The sequence below is a fragment of the Pseudomonas sp. H3_D04 genome, from assembly GCF_054669175.1.
Genome location: NZ_CP162801.1, coordinates 6,148,748 through 6,165,669 on the forward strand (window position 1 = coordinate 6,148,748; position 16,922 = coordinate 6,165,669).

General features: G+C 61.0%; 15 protein-coding genes, 1 other RNA gene and 1 pseudogene. 11 read left to right on the forward strand and 6 right to left on the reverse strand.

Annotated features, from left to right (window positions below; genetic code table 11):
- Positions 1 to 52: 52 nt before the first annotated feature.
- From ssrS to AB4N91_RS28225, 3 genes are all read right to left on the reverse strand, one after another.
- Positions 53 to 231: non-coding RNA, 6S RNA (ssrS, locus tag AB4N91_RS28215), on the reverse strand.
- Between the two features lie 30 nt (positions 232 to 261).
- Positions 262 to 579, reverse strand: coding sequence for a cell division protein ZapA (locus tag AB4N91_RS28220; protein WP_007942435.1), 318 nt, complete (start codon positions 577 to 579; stop codon positions 262 to 264).
- A complete protein-coding gene (locus AB4N91_RS28225; protein ID WP_003213954.1) occupies positions 576 to 785 on the reverse strand; it encodes a TIGR02449 family protein in 210 nt (69 codons plus the stop codon). Before AB4N91_RS28225 ends, AB4N91_RS28220 begins: the two co-directional genes overlap by 4 nt.
- A gap of 124 nt (positions 786 to 909) precedes the next feature.
- Here AB4N91_RS28225 and AB4N91_RS28230 point away from each other — a divergent pair, with 124 nt between their 5' ends.
- From AB4N91_RS28230 to gcvP, 10 genes and pseudogenes are all read left to right on the forward strand, one after another.
- Complete coding sequence (locus AB4N91_RS28230; RefSeq protein WP_010464994.1) at positions 910 to 1,470, forward strand: YecA/YgfB family protein; 561 nt, start codon at positions 910 to 912, stop codon at positions 1,468 to 1,470.
- Between the two features lie 26 nt (positions 1,471 to 1,496).
- Positions 1,497 to 2,831: a Xaa-Pro aminopeptidase gene (gene pepP / locus AB4N91_RS28235; RefSeq protein WP_154502140.1), complete on the forward strand. Its 1,335-nt coding sequence runs from the start codon at positions 1,497 to 1,499 to the stop codon at positions 2,829 to 2,831.
- Positions 2,828 to 4,015: a 2-octaprenyl-6-methoxyphenyl hydroxylase gene (gene ubiH / locus AB4N91_RS28240; RefSeq protein ID WP_010464989.1), complete on the forward strand. Its 1,188-nt coding sequence runs from the start codon at positions 2,828 to 2,830 to the stop codon at positions 4,013 to 4,015. Before pepP ends, ubiH begins: the two co-directional genes overlap by 4 nt.
- Positions 4,008 to 4,493, forward strand: a complete 486-nt coding sequence (locus tag AB4N91_RS28245; RefSeq protein WP_460111960.1) for a DUF4442 domain-containing protein — start codon at positions 4,008 to 4,010, stop codon at positions 4,491 to 4,493. Before ubiH ends, AB4N91_RS28245 begins: the two co-directional genes overlap by 8 nt.
- A 9-nt stretch (positions 4,494 to 4,502) precedes the next feature.
- Positions 4,503 to 5,720, forward strand: coding sequence for a 2-octaprenyl-3-methyl-6-methoxy-1,4-benzoquinol hydroxylase (locus AB4N91_RS28250; protein WP_172792597.1), 1,218 nt, complete (start codon positions 4,503 to 4,505; stop codon positions 5,718 to 5,720).
- Positions 5,721 to 5,940: 220 nt separating this feature from the next.
- Positions 5,941 to 6,946, forward strand: a pseudogene (locus AB4N91_RS28255) (extracellular solute-binding protein).
- 211 nt (positions 6,947 to 7,157) lie between these two features.
- Entirely contained in the window at positions 7,158 to 8,774 is a 1,617-nt protein-coding gene (locus tag AB4N91_RS28260; RefSeq protein WP_102594811.1) for an ABC transporter permease, read from the forward strand.
- Between the two features lie 155 nt (positions 8,775 to 8,929).
- On the forward strand, positions 8,930 to 10,012 hold the full coding sequence (gcvT, locus tag AB4N91_RS28265) for a glycine cleavage system aminomethyltransferase GcvT (RefSeq protein WP_010464981.1): 1,083 nt from the start codon (positions 8,930 to 8,932) through the stop codon (positions 10,010 to 10,012).
- A 49-nt stretch (positions 10,013 to 10,061) separates the two neighbouring features.
- Positions 10,062 to 10,445, forward strand: a complete 384-nt coding sequence (gene gcvH, locus AB4N91_RS28270; protein WP_460111961.1) for a glycine cleavage system protein GcvH — start codon at positions 10,062 to 10,064, stop codon at positions 10,443 to 10,445.
- A 173-nt stretch (positions 10,446 to 10,618) separates the two neighbouring features.
- Positions 10,619 to 13,492 carry an aminomethyl-transferring glycine dehydrogenase gene (gene gcvP / locus AB4N91_RS28275; RefSeq protein WP_460111962.1) on the forward strand — a complete coding sequence of 958 codons (2,874 nt, stop codon included), beginning with the start codon at positions 10,619 to 10,621 and terminating at the stop codon, positions 13,490 to 13,492.
- Between the two features lie 175 nt (positions 13,493 to 13,667).
- Here gcvP and AB4N91_RS28280 read toward each other — a convergent pair whose 3' ends face one another.
- From AB4N91_RS28280 to AB4N91_RS28290, 3 genes are all read right to left on the reverse strand, one after another.
- Complete coding sequence (locus AB4N91_RS28280) at positions 13,668 to 13,988, reverse strand: DUF2388 domain-containing protein (RefSeq protein WP_169857239.1); 321 nt, start codon at positions 13,986 to 13,988, stop codon at positions 13,668 to 13,670.
- A gap of 69 nt (positions 13,989 to 14,057) precedes the next feature.
- Positions 14,058 to 15,842, reverse strand: a complete 1,785-nt coding sequence (locus AB4N91_RS28285) for a GspE/PulE family protein (RefSeq protein ID WP_145306638.1) — start codon at positions 15,840 to 15,842, stop codon at positions 14,058 to 14,060.
- Positions 15,843 to 15,932: 90 nt separating this feature from the next.
- A complete protein-coding gene (locus tag AB4N91_RS28290; protein ID WP_010466649.1) occupies positions 15,933 to 16,271 on the reverse strand; it encodes a hypothetical protein in 339 nt (112 codons plus the stop codon).
- A gap of 125 nt (positions 16,272 to 16,396) precedes the next feature.
- On the opposite strand from AB4N91_RS28290, the gene AB4N91_RS28295 reads away from it, so the two are divergent.
- On the forward strand, positions 16,397 to 16,861 hold the full coding sequence (locus tag AB4N91_RS28295; RefSeq protein ID WP_046045137.1) for an Lrp/AsnC family transcriptional regulator: 465 nt from the start codon (positions 16,397 to 16,399) through the stop codon (positions 16,859 to 16,861).
- Positions 16,862 to 16,922: the final 61 nt, after the last annotated feature.

Here is a 16,922-nt window from a genome sequence, read left to right on the forward strand (position 1 = left end):
GTACCCGTAAAAAAGCCGATGCCGGTATTTAAACCGGCATCGGACTGGAATCAGGCTCCCCGGATGAACCGCTGCTGACTTAGCCCTTGAACCCGAAAGTTCAAGGTGGAAGATGCAGTAGGCTTTAAGGCTTTCCGTCTAGCGGACATGCACACCAGCCCAACGTGCAGCCTCCAGGGTAGTGCGAATCGGCTCAGGGACGTGGTCAACTGGCAAGCACCCCAGGGAGTGATGCGAGTATACCCCAAGCGGTTTCGTGTTTCAGCCCTTGGTGACGTCCGGATCGGTGGCAAGCACCAGATCGACGCGATCCAGCAGGTCGCGAACCTGCTCGCGCGTCGAGCCACTGGCCTGCACATCCGGGCGTTCTTCCTTGTGCAGAAGATCGTGCGTGATGTTCAGCGCGGCCATCACGGCAATGCGGTCGGCGCCGATGACTTTGCCGCTGCTGCGGATTTCACGCATCTTCCCGTCCAGGTAACGGGCGGCGCTCACCAGGTTGCTGCGCTCTTCCTGGGGGCAGATGATCGAATATTCTTTATCGAGGATCTGCACGGTAACGCTATTGCTTGAACTCATGAGTCTTGCTCCAGGGCCTTGAGGCGCGAAATCATTGATTCGACCTTACGCCGGGCGATTTCGTTCTTTTCAATGAGGTGAGCGCGTTCCTCGCGCCAGGTTTTTTCCTGAGCTAATAGGAGTCCGTTTTGACTCTTAAGTTGCTCGACCCGATTAATTAGCAGTTCGAGTCTGGCCATCAGCGCTTGCAGGTCGGTGTCTTCCATTGTGTCCACTGAATAGTCTGATGGGGGTAACGGGCGGACAGCCTTTAATAGTCTTGGCGAGTCTGTCGATGTAGGATACAAGGCCTTCATTCTAGACATAGCGCCGTCTGGCGCCTAGCTGCCCATGCCCATTCAGAATTCCCCGTATCAAGCCTTCGCCACCCTGCTGACTTCCAGCGGTCATAACGTCTCGCCTGCCGAACTGCACGGCCTGCTGCTCGGCCGCAGCTGCGCCGGTGCCGGTTTCGATGCCGAAGGCTGGCTGGTCGATGCCGCCGAACTGCTCGAAACTGAGCCCCAGGATAATGTCCGCAATGCCTTGATCGGCTTGCAGGAGATGGTCAAGGGCGAGCTCACCGGCGACGACGTCACTGTCGTTCTGCTGCTGCCGACCGATGACGCGCCACTGGCTGACCGTGCCGCGGCACTGGGCCAATGGTGCCAGGGCTTTCTCAGCGGTTTCGGCCTGAACTGCCGCGACAGCAGCATGCTGAGCACCGAAGCCACCGAAGTGTTGCAGGATCTGGCGGCCATTTCCCAGGTGCAAGACGCCCTGGAAGAGTCCGAAGACGGCGAAAGCGACTACATGGAAGTGATGGAATACCTGCGCGTTGCGCCGCTGCTGCTGTTCTCCGAAACCAAAAAAGCGGAAGAGCCGGCTGCGGCCAAGCCGTCGCTGCATTAATTGTTGCCAGGGAACGCCATCTGCCCATGATTCATATCCCGAAATCGGAATACAGCCGTCGCCGCAAGGCCCTGATGGCGCAGATGGAACCCAACAGCATCGCCATCCTGCCCGCCGCCGCAGTAGCCATACGCAACCGCGACGTCGAGCACGTCTACCGGCAGGACAGCGACTTCCAGTACCTCAGCGGCTTCCCCGAGCCTCAGGCCGTCATCGTACTGATGCCCGGTCGCGAACATGGCGAGTACATTCTGTTCTGCCGTGAACGCAACGCCGAGCGAGAACTGTGGGACGGCCTGCGCGCCGGCCAGGAAGGCGCGATCCGCGACTTCGGCGCCGACGATGCGTTTCCCATCACCGACATCGACGACATCCTGCCGGGCCTGATCGAAGGGCGCGACCGGGTGTATTCGGCCATGGGCAGCAACCCGGAATTCGACCGGCACCTGATGGAGTGGATCAACGTGATCCGGTCTAAAGCGCACCTCGGCGCCCAGCCGCCGAACGAATACGTTGCCCTGGATCATCTGCTGCACGACATGCGCCTGTATAAATCGGCGGCAGAAGTGAAGGTGATGCGCGAAGCTGCACGGATTTCCGCCCAGGCGCATATCCGGGCGATGCAGGCCAGCCGGGCCGGGCTGCACGAGTTCAGCCTCGAAGCCGAACTCGATTACGAATTCCGCAAGGGCGGGGCGAAGATGCCGGCCTACGGTTCGATCGTCGCCGCCGGGCGTAACAGCTGCATCCTGCATTACCAGCAGAATGACGCCGTGCTCAAGGATGGCGACCTGGTGTTGATCGATGCCGGTTGCGAGATCGACTGCTACGCCAGCGACATCACCCGCACCTGGCCGGTCAACGGCAAATATTCAGCGGAGCAGAAAGCGATTTACGAGTTGGTGCTGGCGTCGCAAGAAGCCGCATTCGCCGAAATCGCCCCGAACAAACACTGGAATCAGGCGCACGAAGCCACGGTCCGGGTGATTACCTCCGGTCTGGTGAAGTTGGGCCTGTTGCAGGGCGACGTCGACGAGTTGATCGCCAGCGAAGCCTATAAAGCGTTTTACATGCATCGTGCCGGCCATTGGTTGGGCATGGATGTGCATGACGTCGGCGAATACAAGGTCGGCGGCGAATGGCGGGTGCTGGAAGTCGGCATGGCGCTCACTGTGGAACCGGGCATCTACATTGCCCCGGACAACCAGAACGTAGCGAAGAAATGGCGCGGCATTGGCGTGCGCATCGAGGACGACGTGGTGGTCACCAAAAACGGTTGTGAAATCCTGACCCAAGGCGTGCCGAAAACGGTCGCCGAGATCGAGGCCTTGATGGCTGCTGCGCGGACAAAAGCGGCATGAGTCGAGTCAATCTGGCAATTATCGGTGGCGGCCTGGTGGGCGCCAGCCTTGCATTGGCGTTGCAGGCCGGGGCCAAGGCCCGTGGCTGGAAGATCGTGCTGATCGAGCCATTCGCCCCGGGCGACACCTATCAACCGAGCTACGACGCCCGCTCTTCGGCGCTGTCCTACGGGGCCAAACAGATTTATCAACGGTTGGGCGTGTGGCAGGAAATCTCCCGCCGCGCCGAGCCGATCAAGCAGATTCATGTCTCCGACCGTGGACGTTTTTCCACCGCCCGTTTGTCGGCGATGGAAGAGGGCGTGCCGGCGCTGGGTTATGTGGTGGAAAACGCCTGGCTCGGCCAATGCCTCTGGCAGGGCCTGGACAAGGATGTGGTCACTTGGCGTTGCCCGGCGGAAGTCACGCGCATGGAACCGCTGACCGATGGCTATCGCCTGACCCTCAACGATGAAACCACCCTGGAATGCGACCTTGCGGTGCTCGCTGATGGCGGCCGTTCGGGCCTGCGCGAGCAATTGGGCATCGGCATCAAAAAGCGTCCGTACAACCAGAGCGCACTGATTGCCAACGTCACCCCGAGCGAAGCGCATAACGGCGTGGCCTTCGAGCGCTTCACCGATGACGGCCCGATGGCGTTGTTGCCGCTGCCGGACAACCGCTGCGCCCTGGTCTGGACCCGCTTGGGGATGGACGCGCAACGACTGGCGGCGCTGGATGAGCGCAGTTTCCTCAGCGAGTTGCAGGGCGTGTTCGGTTATCGCCTTGGCACCCTGAAGCAGGTGGGCGCGCGGCATCTGTACCCATTGACGCTGATCGAAGCCGAAGAGCAAGTGCGTCCGCATCTGGCCATCCTCGGCAACGCCGCCCACAGCCTGCACCCGATTGCCGGCCAGGGCTTCAACCTGTCCTTGCGTGATGCTCAAGCCCTGGCCGATGCGCTGCTGGCGAGCGACACGTCGCCCGGCGACTTCGCGACCTTGCAGGCTTATCGCGAGCGTCAGCGCATGGATCAGAACCTGACTGTGGGGTTCTCCGATCAGGTGACCCGTTTGTTCGGCAGCACCCAGCCACTGGTTTCGCTGGGCCGCAACATAGGCCTGCTCGGTCTCGATCTGCTGCCGCCGGCCAAGCGCTGGTTCGCCCGGCAAGCCATGGGCCTGGGTACGCGTCCCGATGCTTAAGTGGCTGACTGATACGTTCGGTAAAGCGCTGTTGATGCGGTGGTTCATGACCTTCTACCCGCCGTACCTCGGTGCCGGGGTGCGGGTGCAGCACATCAGCGATGACTTCCGGGACATTCAAGTGTCCATGGGACTGAGTTGGTACAACCGCAATTACGTCGGTACCCAGTTTGGCGGCAGCCTGTATTCGATGGTCGACCCGTTCTACATGCTGATGCTGATGGAAAACCTCGGTCGTCAGTTCATTGTCTGGGACAAGGCTGCCGACATCGATTTCATCGCGCCGGGCAAAGGCCCGGTGTTCGCCCGCTTCAGCATCGACGAGACCTTGCTCGACGAGATCCGTCGACAGACAGCGAACGGCGAAAAATACCTGCCGCAGCTGCAGGTTGATATTCATGACGGTGCTGGCGCCCTGGTGGCGCGGGTGCAGAAAACCCTTTACGTGCGGCTCAAACCGCAAGCGAGACAGGCTTAAAGCATGGAAATGCGCGCAGATCTGCTGATTGTCGGGGCCGGAATGGTCGGCAGCGCCCTGGCGCTGGCGTTGCAGGACAGCGGGCTGGAAGTCCTGTTGCTGGACGGCAGCCCGATGAGCGTCAAACCCTTTGATGCCCAGGCGCCGTTCGAACCGAGGGTGAGTGCCTTGTCGGCGGCCAGCCAGCGCATTCTCGAGCGCCTGGGCGTGTGGGACGGCATCGCCAATCGCCGCAGCAGCCCTTACACCGACATGCAGGTCTGGGATGGCAGCGGCACCGGGCAGATTCGTTTCTCGGCCGCCAGTGTGCATGCCGACGTGCTGGGCCATATCGTCGAGAACCGCGTGGTTCAGGATGCCTTGCTGGATCGTCTGCACGACTGCGACCTCGGGATGCTGGCCAATGCGCGTCTGGAGCAGATGCGCCGCTCCGGCGATGACTGGCTGCTGACCCTGGCCGATGGTCGCACCTTGCGCGCGCCCCTGGTGATAGCGGCGGATGGCGCCAATTCGGCGGTGCGGCGCCTGACCGGCGTGGCCACGCGCGAGTGGGACTATCTGCACCATGCGATCGTCACCAGCGTGCGCAACTCCAAACCTCATCAAATGACCGCGTGGCAGCGCTTCACCGACAACGGTCCATTGGCGTTTCTGCCGTTGGAGCGGGACGGTCAGCAGGATTGGTGTTCGATTGTCTGGTCGACCACGCCGAGCGAAGCCGAACGCCTGATGGCGCTGGACGACGGCGCTTTCTGTCTCGAATTGGAACGCGCCTTTGAAGGCCGGCTCGGGACGGTGCTCAGCGCCGACCCGCGTTTGTGCGTGCCGCTGCGTCAGCGGCATGCCAAGCGATATGTGGCTGAAGGTTTGGCGTTGATCGGTGATGCGGCGCATACCATTCACCCGCTGGCCGGGCAGGGCGTCAACCTCGGTTTCCTCGACGCCGCTGTGCTGGCCGAAGTGCTGCTGCAAGCGGCAGGGCGCGGCGAGCGATTGGCGGATGTGAAGGTGCTGAGTCGTTACGAGCGTCGGCGCATGCCGCACAACCTGGCGTTGATGGCGGCGATGGAAGGCTTTGAACGCTTGTTCCAGGCGGATCCGTTGCCGGTTCGCTGGTTGCGTAATGCCGGGTTGAAGATGGTTGACCAGATGCCAGAAGCCAAGGCGTTGTTCGTGCGCGAAGCGCTGGGGTTGATCGGGGATTTGCCGGCGCTGGCCAAGGCCTGACATCTTCATTGCGGCAGACGGCCTCATTGCGAGCAGGCTTGCTCCCACAGTTGAAATGCATTCCCCTGTGGGAGCGAGCCTGCTCGCGATGGCGTTGGTACATTCACCGCCCATGTCGACCATGCAACATTTGGTAACGCCTCCGCGAACTGTTCGATTGAGAAGCTAAATGTGAGTCCTTATCATTTGCCCTCAATTTTCCAATCGAGAGATCGCTCCCATGTTGGCACCGAAGCGTCTACTGACTGCACTCGCCCTGACCCTGATCGGTAGCACCACTGCCCAGGCCGCCGACGAGGTGGTGGTTTACTCCTCGCGTATCGACGAGCTGATCAAGCCGGTCTTCGATGCCTACACCGCGAAAACCGGTGTGCAGGTGAAGTTCATCACCGACAAGGAAGCGCCGTTGATGCAGCGGATCAAGGCCGAGGGCGAGAACGCCACCGCCGACCTGCTGCTGACCGTCGATGCCGGCAACCTCTGGCAGGCTGAGCAGATGGGCATCCTGCAACCGTTCACCTCCAAGGTGATCGACGCCAACATCCCGCTGCAATACCGCTCCTCGGCTCACGCCTGGACTGGCTTGAGCCTGCGGGCCCGGACCATCGCCTACTCCACCGCGCGGGTGAAACCGGGCGAGCTGACCACTTACGAAGCGCTGGCCGATAAAAACTGGGAAGGTCGCCTGTGCCTGCGCACGGCGAAGAAGGTCTACAACCAGTCCTTGACCGCCACCATGATCGAAGTGCACGGCGCCGAAAAAACCGAGAAGATCCTCAAAGGTTGGGTCAACAACCTGTCCACCGATGTGTTCTCCGATGACATCGCGGTGCTGGAAGCGATCAACGCTGGCCAATGCGACGTCGGCATCGTCAACACTTACTACTATGGCCGCCTGCACAAACAGAAGCCTGACCTGGCCGTGAAGCTGTTCTGGCCGAACCAGGGCGATCGCGGCGTACACGTGAACCTGTCGGGCATCGGCCTGACCAAGCATGCACCGCATCCAGAAGCCGCCAAAGCCCTGGTTGAATGGATGACCACCCCTGAAGCGCAGAAGATCTTCGCTGACGTGAACCAGGAATTCCCGGCTAACCCTGCGGTTCAACCGTCTGCAGGAAGTGGCGAGCTGGGGCAAGTTTGTGGCGGATACGCTACCGGTGGAAATTGCCGGCAAGCGTCAGGCTGAAGCGATTCGCATGATGGATCGGGCTGGCTGGAACTGACTTCACCGTTATTGTGGCGAGCGGCTACCTGTGGCGAGGGAGCTTGCTCCCGCTGGGCTGCGAAGCGGCCCTGTTGGCGTCGACAGGTCAGGATCGAGATGATCTGATAACCTCCTGCGGCTGCTTCGCACCCGAGCGGGAGCAAGCTCCCTCGCCACAAAATGGAGCCGACTTCAGGTTAGAGTCGGCCCATATTTTCTAGAGAATCCCCTTGGCCCACCCCGCCCAACGCCGCTGGTATCCCCTGGTCTTCGCCATCGCCGCGCTGGTCCTGCTGCCCCTGAGCGTCCTGTTCTTCTCCTGGCAAACCATCGATCAGCAAATCTGGTCCCACCTCTGGGACACCCAGATGCCGCGCCTGCTGGGCAATACCCTGACCCTGGTGTTCGGCGTCGGTATCGGCGTCACGCTCCTGGGTGTGAGCCTCGCCTGGCTCACCAGCCTCTGCGAATTTCCCGGCCGGCGTTGGCTGGACTGGGCGCTGATGCTGCCATTTGCCATTCCTGCTTACGTGCTGGCCTTCGTCTTCGTCGGCCTGCTGGATTTCGCCGGCCCCGTGCAAACCTTGCTGCGCGAATGGTTCGGCACCGAGCTGCGATTGCCGAGAGTGCGTTCCACCGGCGGCGTCATCCTTGTTCTGGTGCTGGTGTTTTATCCCTACGTTTACCTGCTGGCGCGCACTGCGTTCCTGGCCCAAGGCAAAGGCCTGATGGAAGCGGCGCGGGTGCTGGGGCAATCGCCGTGGCAGGCGTTCTGGCGAGTGGCCTTGCCCATGGCGCGGCCGGCGATTGGTGCCGGTGTGGCCTTGGCGCTGATGGAAACCCTGGCGGACTTCGGTGCGGTGTCGGTGTTCAACTTCGACACGTTCACCACGGCCATCTACAAAACCTGGTACGGATTTTTCAGCCTCTCCACCGCCGCGCAACTGGCCAGCCTGTTACTGCTGGTGGTGATGGTCGTGTTGTACGGCGAACGGCGTGCTCGCGGGGCCAACCGCACCAGCAATGAACGACCTCGCATCAAGGCGCTGTACCACCTGCGGGGTTTCAAGGCGTTGGCGGCCATGACTTGGTGTGGCCTGGTGTTCGCCTGTGCCTTCGTCATTCCGATGCTGCAACTGGTGGTGTGGTTCTGGCAGCGTGGACGCTTCGACCTGGATGAGCGTTACGCCGGTCTGATCGTCCACACCTTGTACCTGGGCGGCATGGCCGCGCTGATCACCGTCAGCGTTGCCCTGGTGCTGGCATTTGCCCGGCGCCTGGCACCGACCCGGGCGATCCGCTCCGGTATCAGCCTGGCCAATCTCGGCTACGCCCTGCCGGGTTCGGTGCTGGCGGTGTCGATCATGCTGGCGTTCAGTTATCTGGATCGCGAGCTGGTCATCCCGCTGTCGGGCTGGCTCGGTGGCGCGGGCAAGCCATTGCTGCTGGGTAGTTTGTCGGCGTTGTTGCTGGCCTATCTGGTGCGTTTCATTGCAGTGGCTTACGGGCCGTTGGAAAGCAGCCTGGCGCGAATACGGCCATCTTTGCCCGAAGCGGCACGTAGCCTTGGGGTCAGTGGGCCACGACTGTTTTTCAAAGTGTATCTGCCGTTATTGCTGCCCGGCACCTTGAGCGCTGCGTTGCTGGTGTTCGTCGATGTGCTCAAGGAAATGCCCGCGACCCTGCTGATGCGCCCGTTTGGCTGGGACACGCTGGCGGTTCGGATCTTTGAAATGACCAGCGAAGGGGAGTGGGCGAGAGCTTCGTTGCCGGCCTTGACTCTGGTTTTGGTCGGGCTGTTACCGGTCATCGGATTGATTCGACGTTCGGCGCATCGAAACGCCTAGGTGTCAGTCCTACACCTTGAGGCTACAATGCGCGGCATTCGGTGCGGTCCGTCCTACGGACCTGGTAGCTGACATCGGCTCAAAGCCTTCTATTTCAAGGCTTTCGCCCGTAAAGCACCGGCCCGCACCTTCGCCACGCCCGGAAGGAGAAACCCATGGGACAGCGCACGCCTCTGTATGACCTTCATCTCGCCCTAGGCGCGAAGATGGTCGATTTTGGCGGTTGGGATATGCCTCTGCATTACGGATCGCAGGTCGAGGAACACCATCAGGTGCGCCGCGATTGCGGGGTTTTCGATGTATCCCACATGACCGTGATTGATGTCACCGGCCCCCAGGCCAAAGCCTGGCTCCAGCATTTGCTGGCCAATGACGTCGAGCGCCTGCACAGCCCTGGCCGTGCCTTGTACAGCACCATGCTCAACGAGCGCGGCGGCATCGTCGACGACATGATCGTCTACCGTCTCGAGGACGGTTATCGGCTGGTGGTCAACGCCTCCACCCGCAATCAGGACCTCGCCTGGATGCAGGCCCATCTCGATGGTTTCGATGTGCAGCTCAACGAGCGCTCCGAACTGGCGATGCTGGCGATTCAAGGCCCCCATGCCCGGCACAAGATTTCCGAACTGGTGACCCAGTCCCGCGGCAACCTGATCCAGATGCTCAAGCCTTTTGAAGGCCAGCCTGACGGCGACTGGTTCATCGCGCGCACCGGATATACCGGTGAAGATGGCCTGGAAATCGTTCTACCCGCCAATCAGGCGCCAGGGTTTTTCAACGACCTGGTGGGCGCGGGCATTTCTCCTATCGGCCTGGGTGCCCGGGATACCTTGCGTGTCGAAGCCGGCATGAACCTGTACGGCCAGGACATTCATCAAGACGTTTCACCGCTGGCCTCGAACATGGCCTGGAGCATTGCCTGGGAACCGGCCACTCGCCAGTTCATTGGTCGCAGTGCTCTGGAAGCCGAGCGGGCCGGTGGTGTGCAGCATAAGCTGGTCGGTCTGGTCCTTGAGGAGCGTGGGGTTTTGCGCGCTCATCAAGTGGTCCGTATCGCCAATGTTGGCGAAGGAGAGATCACCAGTGGTAGTTTCTCTCCTACGCTTAGCAAGTCGATAGCACTGGCGCGCGTGCCGATGGCAACTGCCGACCGCGCAGAAGTGGAAATCCGTGGCAAGTGGTACCCGGTCCGGGTGGTCAAACCGACCTTCGTCCGCCATGGCAAAACCTTGATCTAACCTTTTTGGCGGGCAACGACCGCTGACAATTCTCTTGAGGACACAGAACATGAGCGATATCCCTGCCGACCTGCGTTTTGCCGAAAGTCACGAATGGGCCCGTCTGGAAACCGATGGCACCGTTACCGTGGGCATCAGCGATCACGCTCAGGAAGCCTTGGGCGATGTGGTGTTCGTTGAGCTGACTGAAGTTGGAAAAGTTTTCGCTGCCGGTGATGTTGCCGGTGTGGTCGAGTCGGTCAAAGCCGCTTCCGATATCTATTCTCCTATCGGTGGTGAAGTGACCGCTGTCAACGCCGCTCTGGGTGACTCTCCGGAAAGCCTCAACTCTGACCCATACAGCGCGTGGATCTTCAAACTCAAGCCTAGCGACAAGGCTGAGCTGGACAAGCTGCTCGATGCAGCCGGCTACAAGGCCGCCATCGGCGAGTAAGCCTTCAGCGTCATCCCAAAGCCCCGACGTGTCGGGGCTTTTTTTCGCCTGACGGATTTCCCTGTGGGAGCGGGCAAGCCTCGCTCCTGCACGGGTTCGCTGTTGGCAGCGGCTGCTATGCTGGTTTGACCGTGTTGCATCGACGTTGAGCGCCAGCCTAGAGAGAGCCCGTCATGTCCCAGTTGCCGTCCTTGAGCCAGTTACGCGATCCCAATGCCTTCCTTCGCCGCCATCTTGGCCCCGATGCTGCCGAGCAACAGGCGATGCTCGACAGCCTCGGCCTCGGCAGCTGGGTTGAACTGATCGAACAGACGGTACCGCCGGGAATCCGCCTGAACCGCGAGCTCGATTTGCCGCCGGCCCTCGACGAAGAGGCTGCGCTGGCCAAGCTGCGCGGGTACGCCGAGCAAAACCAGGTCTGGACCAGCCTGATCGGTATGGGTTACCACGGCACCCTCACGCCGGCCGTCATTCTGCGCAACGTGTTGGAAAATCCCGGTTGGTACACCGCCTACACCCCTTATCAGCCGGAGATTGCCCAGGGGCGGCTCGAAGCGCTGCTGAATTTCCAGCAATTGACCATCGACCTCACGGGCCTCGAACTGGCCAACGCTTCGCTGCTCGATGAAGCCACGGCGGCGGCGGAAGCCATGGCGTTGGCCAAGCGGGTCGCCAAGTCCCGGAGCAATCTGTTCTTCGTCGATGAGAACTGCCATCCGCAAACCATTTCCGTGGTGCAGACCCGGGCCGAAGGGTTCGGTTTCGAGCTGATCATCGACGCTGTGGATAACTTGAAACAGCACGAGGTGTTTGGTGCGTTGCTGCAATATCCCGACACCCACGGCGAGATCCGCGACCTGCGTCCGTTGATCGATCATCTGCATGCCCAGCAGGCGCTGGCCTGTGTCGCGACGGATCTGCTGAGCCTGCTGTTGCTGACCCCGCCTGGGGAGTTGGGCGCCGACGTGGTGTTCGGCTCGTCCCAGCGCTTCGGTGTGCCGATGGGGTACGGCGGGCCGCACGCTGCGTTTTTTGCCAGCCGCGATGAGTACAAACGGGCGATTCCCGGGCGGATCATCGGCGTGTCGAAAGATGCTCGTGGCAATGTCGCGCTGCGCATGGCCCTGCAAACCCGTGAGCAACATATCCGCCGGGAGAAGGCCAACTCGAACATCTGCACCGCTCAGGTGCTGCTGGCCAACATCGCCAGTTTCTATGCGGTCTACCATGGTCCGGAAGGACTCAAACGCATTGCCCAGCGCGTCCATCGGTTGACCTGCATCCTCGCCGCTGGCCTGGAGCGTCACGGCATCACTCGCCTCAACACTCACTTTTTCGACACGCTGACGCTGGAGGTTGGTGGTACTCAGACCGCAATTATCGAAAGCGCCCAGGCAGCACAGATCAACTTGCGCATTCTCGGGCGCGGGCAGTTGGGGCTGAGCCTCGACGAAACCTCTGACGAATCCACGGTAGCGAAACTGTTTGATGTGTTCCTCGGTTCCGATCATGGGCTGAACGTCGACGAACTGGACGCTCAAACCCTTGCTTCCGGTATTCCGGCAGGTCTGCTGCGCACCTCGCCTTATCTGCGTCATCCGGTATTCAGCGCCCATCACAGCGAAACCGAGATGCTGCGTTACCTCAAGCAACTGGAAAACAAAGACCTGGCGCTCAACCAATCAATGATCCCGCTGGGCTCCTGCACCATGAAACTCAATGCCACCAGCGAGATGATCCCCATCACCTGGCCGCAATTCGCCAACCTGCATCCGTTTGTACCGAAAGAGCAGGCGGTGGGTTATTCGCTGATGATCGAGGAACTGGAACGCTGGCTCTGCGCAATCACCGGTTTCGACGCGATTTGCATGCAACCCAACTCCGGCGCTCAAGGCGAGTACGCCGGGCTGCTGGCGATCCGCAAATATCACGAGAGCCGTCATCAGGGGGCGCGAGAGATTTGCCTGATTCCGTCCTCGGCCCACGGAACCAACCCTGCCTCGGCTCAGATGGCCGGGATGCGCGTGGTGATCGTCGAATGCGACGAGGCCGGCAACGTCGATCTGGATGACCTGAAAGGCAAGGCCGCGGACGCAGGCGACAAACTCGCCTGCCTGATGGCGACGTATCCGTCGACCCATGGCGTGTACGAGGAAGGCATCAGCGAAATCTGTGAAGTTATCCACAGCCACGGCGGCCAGGTGTACATGGACGGCGCCAACCTCAACGCACAGGTGGGATTGGCGCGGCCGGCGGACATTGGCGCCGATGTCTCCCACATGAACTTGCACAAGACGTTCTGCATTCCCCATGGCGGCGGCGGGCCGGGCATGGGGCCGATAGGCGTGCGCGCGCATTTGGCGCCGTTCGTCGCCAATCACCCGGTGGTGCCGATTGAGGGACCGCTGGCGCAGAACGGTGCGGTCAGCGCAGCGCCCTGGGGCAGCGCGAGCATTTTGCCGATCAGCTGGATGTACATTGCCATGATGGGCCCGCAATTGGCGGATGCCAGCGAGGTGGCGATCCTCGCTGCGAATTACCTGGCGCAACATTTGTCCGGGGCGTTTCCAGTGCTCTTCACCGGGCGCAATGAACGGGTGGCGCACGAATGCATCCTCGATTTGCGGCCATTGAAGGCGCTGACCGGGATCAGTGAAGAGGACGTGGCCAAGCGCCTGATGGATTACGGTTTCCATGCGCCGACCATGTCGTTTCCGGTGCCAGGGACACTGATGGTCGAGCCGACCGAGAGCGAATCAAAGGCCGAACTGGATCGGTTTATCGGGGCGATGCTGAGCATTCGCGCGGAAATCACCGAGGTGCAGAACGGTAACTGGCCCGCCGAAGACAATCCGCTGAAGCGAGCGCCGCACACCCTGGCCGATATCACCGGGGTCTGGGAGCGGCCTTACAGCATCGAGCAAGCGGTGACGCCGGATGCGCACACCAAGGCGCACAAGTATTGGCCGGTGGTGAATCGGGTGGACAACGTCTATGGCGACAGGAATCTGTTCTGTGCCTGCGTGCCCGTCGATGATTACCGCTGATCGCCCGGACTACGCAAATCCAATGTAGGAGCGAGCCTGCTCGCGATAGCGGTGCAACAGTCGCTGAAATGTTGACTGATCCACCGCTATCGCGAGCAGGCTCGCTCCTGCAGGGTTTTGTGTCGGGCAAAAAAATGCCGCTCACGGGAGCGGCATTTTTATTCAGCTGAACAGCTTATTCCGAAGCCACGGCATTCTTTGCCAGGATCGCATTCGCCAGCTCCATGTCCGTCGCCTGCAGGCCCGGATTGTCGGCGCGGACTTTCTGCATTGCGGCTTCCAGATAAGGACCGCGGATGCCGCCGTCACTGGCGACGAAGCTGCCGGCATCGTCCTGCGCGGCAACGATCAGCTTGTGATCCTTGAAGGTCAGGTAGGTCGAACCGGTGGTGGCACCGGACGAAATGACGTTACGCCAAAAGCTATCGGCCATCGCCGAACCGACTGGAAGGGACAACAACGCGATGGTAGCGACAGCAAGTTTGAGACGCATGATGGGGTGACTCCACTGGTTAACTACGGCGTTGGATGCCTTTCCCCCCCTCCAGTTCCGTGACGGCCGTGCCTACTTTTGTTCGCTCTGCGGCGTCACGCGCAAGACTTCCTCGATGGTCGTCAGGCCGGCCGCCACTTTCTGCGCCCCCGACAGCCGCAGGCTGCGCATGCCTTCCTTGAACGCCTGGCGCCGTACCGCCAGCAGATCGGTGTCGGGATTGATCAGCGCCTTAACGCCATCCGTCAGCTGCATGATTTCGTAAACCCCAGCGCGGCCACGGTAACCGGTGTCGCGGCATTCCAGGCAGCCGATGGCGCGCTGGGCGTTGGTGGGCAGTGGCGCTTGCCAGGGTTTGGTCAGGGTTTGCCAGTCTTCTTCACCCAACGTCAGCGGTGCCTTGCAGTGCGGGCACAAGGTTCGCACCAGGCGCTGTGCCATGACGCCGAGCACCGTGGCTTTGATCAGGTAATGCGGCACGCCGAGTTCCAGCAAGCGGCTGATCGCGCTGGGCGCGTCATTGGTGTGCAAGGTCGAGAGCACCAGGTGACCCGTGAGCGCAGCCTGGATCGCCATTTCTGCGGTTTCGAGGTCGCGAATCTCGCCGATCATGATGATGTCCGGATCCTGCCGCATCAGCGCGCGAACACCGGCGGCGAAGGTCAGGTCGATGTTGTGCTGGACCTGCATCTGATTGAAGGCCGGCTCGACCATTTCGATCGGGTCTTCGATGGTGCAGAGGTTGACCTCCGGCGTCGCCAGTTTCTTCAGCGTGGTGTAAAGCGTGGTGGTTTTGCCCGAACCCGTCGGCCCGGTCACCAGAATGATGCCGTTGGGCTGGCGGGTCATGTCCTGCCAGCGGCGCAAGTCTTCGGCGGAGAAGCCCAACTGATCGAAGTCCTTGAGCAGCACCTCCGGGTCGAAGATCCGCATGACCATTTTTTCGCCGAATGCCGTCGGCAAGGTCGACAGCCGCAGCTCGACCTCGCCGCCGTCCGGGGTCTTGGTCTTCACCCGGCCGTCCTGGGGTTTGCGCTTTTCCGCCACGTTCATCCGCCCCAGGCTTTTCAGGCGGCTGACGATGGCCATGGTCACTTGCGGGGGGAATTGATAGACGTTGTGCAGCACGCCGTCGATGCGAAAGCGCACCGTGCCTTGCTCGCGTCGAGGTTCGATGTGGATATCACTGGCGCGCTGCTGGAAGGCGTACTGGAACAGCCAGTCGACGATGTTGACGATGTGCGCGTCGTTGGCGTCCGGTTCCTGATCGCTGGCGCCGAGGTTGAGCAATTGTTCGAAATTGCCCAGGTTGCTGGCCTGCTGATCGTTGTTGGTCGCACCGCTGACCGATTTGGCCAGCCGGAAAAACTCGACGCTGAAGCGCTGGATGTCCACCGGGTTGGCCACTACGCGTTTGATCGGCAGTTTCAGCACATGAGTCAGGTCAGCTTCCCAGCCGTTGACGTAAGGCTGGGCGCTGGCCACCGTCACCGCGTCGCGGTCGATGGACACCGCCAGAATCTTGTGACGCTGGGCGAAGGCATAGGACATCAGCGGCGTAATCGCCGCCACGTTGATTTTCAGCGGATCGATGCGCAAGTAAGGCTGGCCCGCCTGCTGCGACAGCCACAGGGTCAGGCTTTCCAGGTCGAGGTGTTTACCGGGACGGCTGAGGTCGTCCAGGTGCTGGCTGGCGATGAATTCCAGGGGATGCATCTGGCCATGGGTGGCGTGGCGGCGGCGGGCATTGAGCGCGTGTTCGGCCGAGTCCTGGCTGATAAAGCCCTGGGCGACCAGTTCACGCAGCAAATCATTGAGATCCAGCCAGCGGTCCTGAATGGCAAGTTGAACGGACATGCGGGCTCCTCATGAACAACAGTTCGCAAAGGATAGTCGCGGACCCACCGACCGTTGGGCCACTACCCGACGAAGCCGTGTCGAGGTTTGTCAGCCCGCCGCCTGAACAGGCGCTTCCCGCAGGGAATCAGCCGCTTGCAGCTCCACCGAACACACGTTGATCAGGTTACGTAATTTTTCCGCAATCACTTCGGCGCGATGCCAGCTCAACCCGTCCATGACGATGTCGATCGACATCAGATCGTCCATCCGCTGCGCGCTGACCTGTTGCGGCGTCAGAAACTGCAAAGCGAACAGGTTGAGCGCCCGGCACAGCAGGTCCGGCTCGGCTTCGGCCAGCAGTTGGTAATGAACGCGGCAGTGCGCGTTGCCGGCGTGCCAGACATCGGCGCGGATAGGCGAGGTGTTCACAGCTTCCAGGTGCGGCATGGTCGGTCTCCAAATCAATGGAGGAATTTTTACATTCGGTGCCGGGCATTTCTTATCTATGATGGGGCTTGTTGGCTATTTTTCGAATTGTTTGATTTGGCCATCTATCAATTACGGGTTTATTTATGCACAGCGAGCTGGATGGCTACGACCGCAAGATTCTCGCGTTGCTGCAAGAGGACGCTTCGCTGTCCAGCGCGCAGATTGCCGAGCAGGTGGGACTTTCTCAGTCGCCGTGCTGGCGGCGGATTCAGCGGATGAAGGAAGAGGGGATCATTCGCGGGCAGGTGACGTTGCTCGACCGGAAGAAGATCGGGCTTAACACGCAGATCTTTGCCGAGATCAAACTCAACGCGCACGGGCGTTCGAACTTCACTGAGTTTACCGAGGCGATTCGCGGCTTTCCCGAGGTGCTGGAGTGTTATGTGCTGATGGGATCGGTGGATTTCTTGCTGCGGATCGTCACGGCGGACATCGAGGCGTATGAGCGGTTTTTCTTTGAAAAGCTGTCGATGGTGCCGGGGATTCAGGAAGTGAACTCGATTGTGGCGTTGTCGGAGATCAAGTCGACGACGAGTTTGCCTGTCTAGGGTATGCGGTGAATGTGCTGGCCTCTTCGCGGGCAAGCCTCGCTCCTACAGGTTTGAGTCG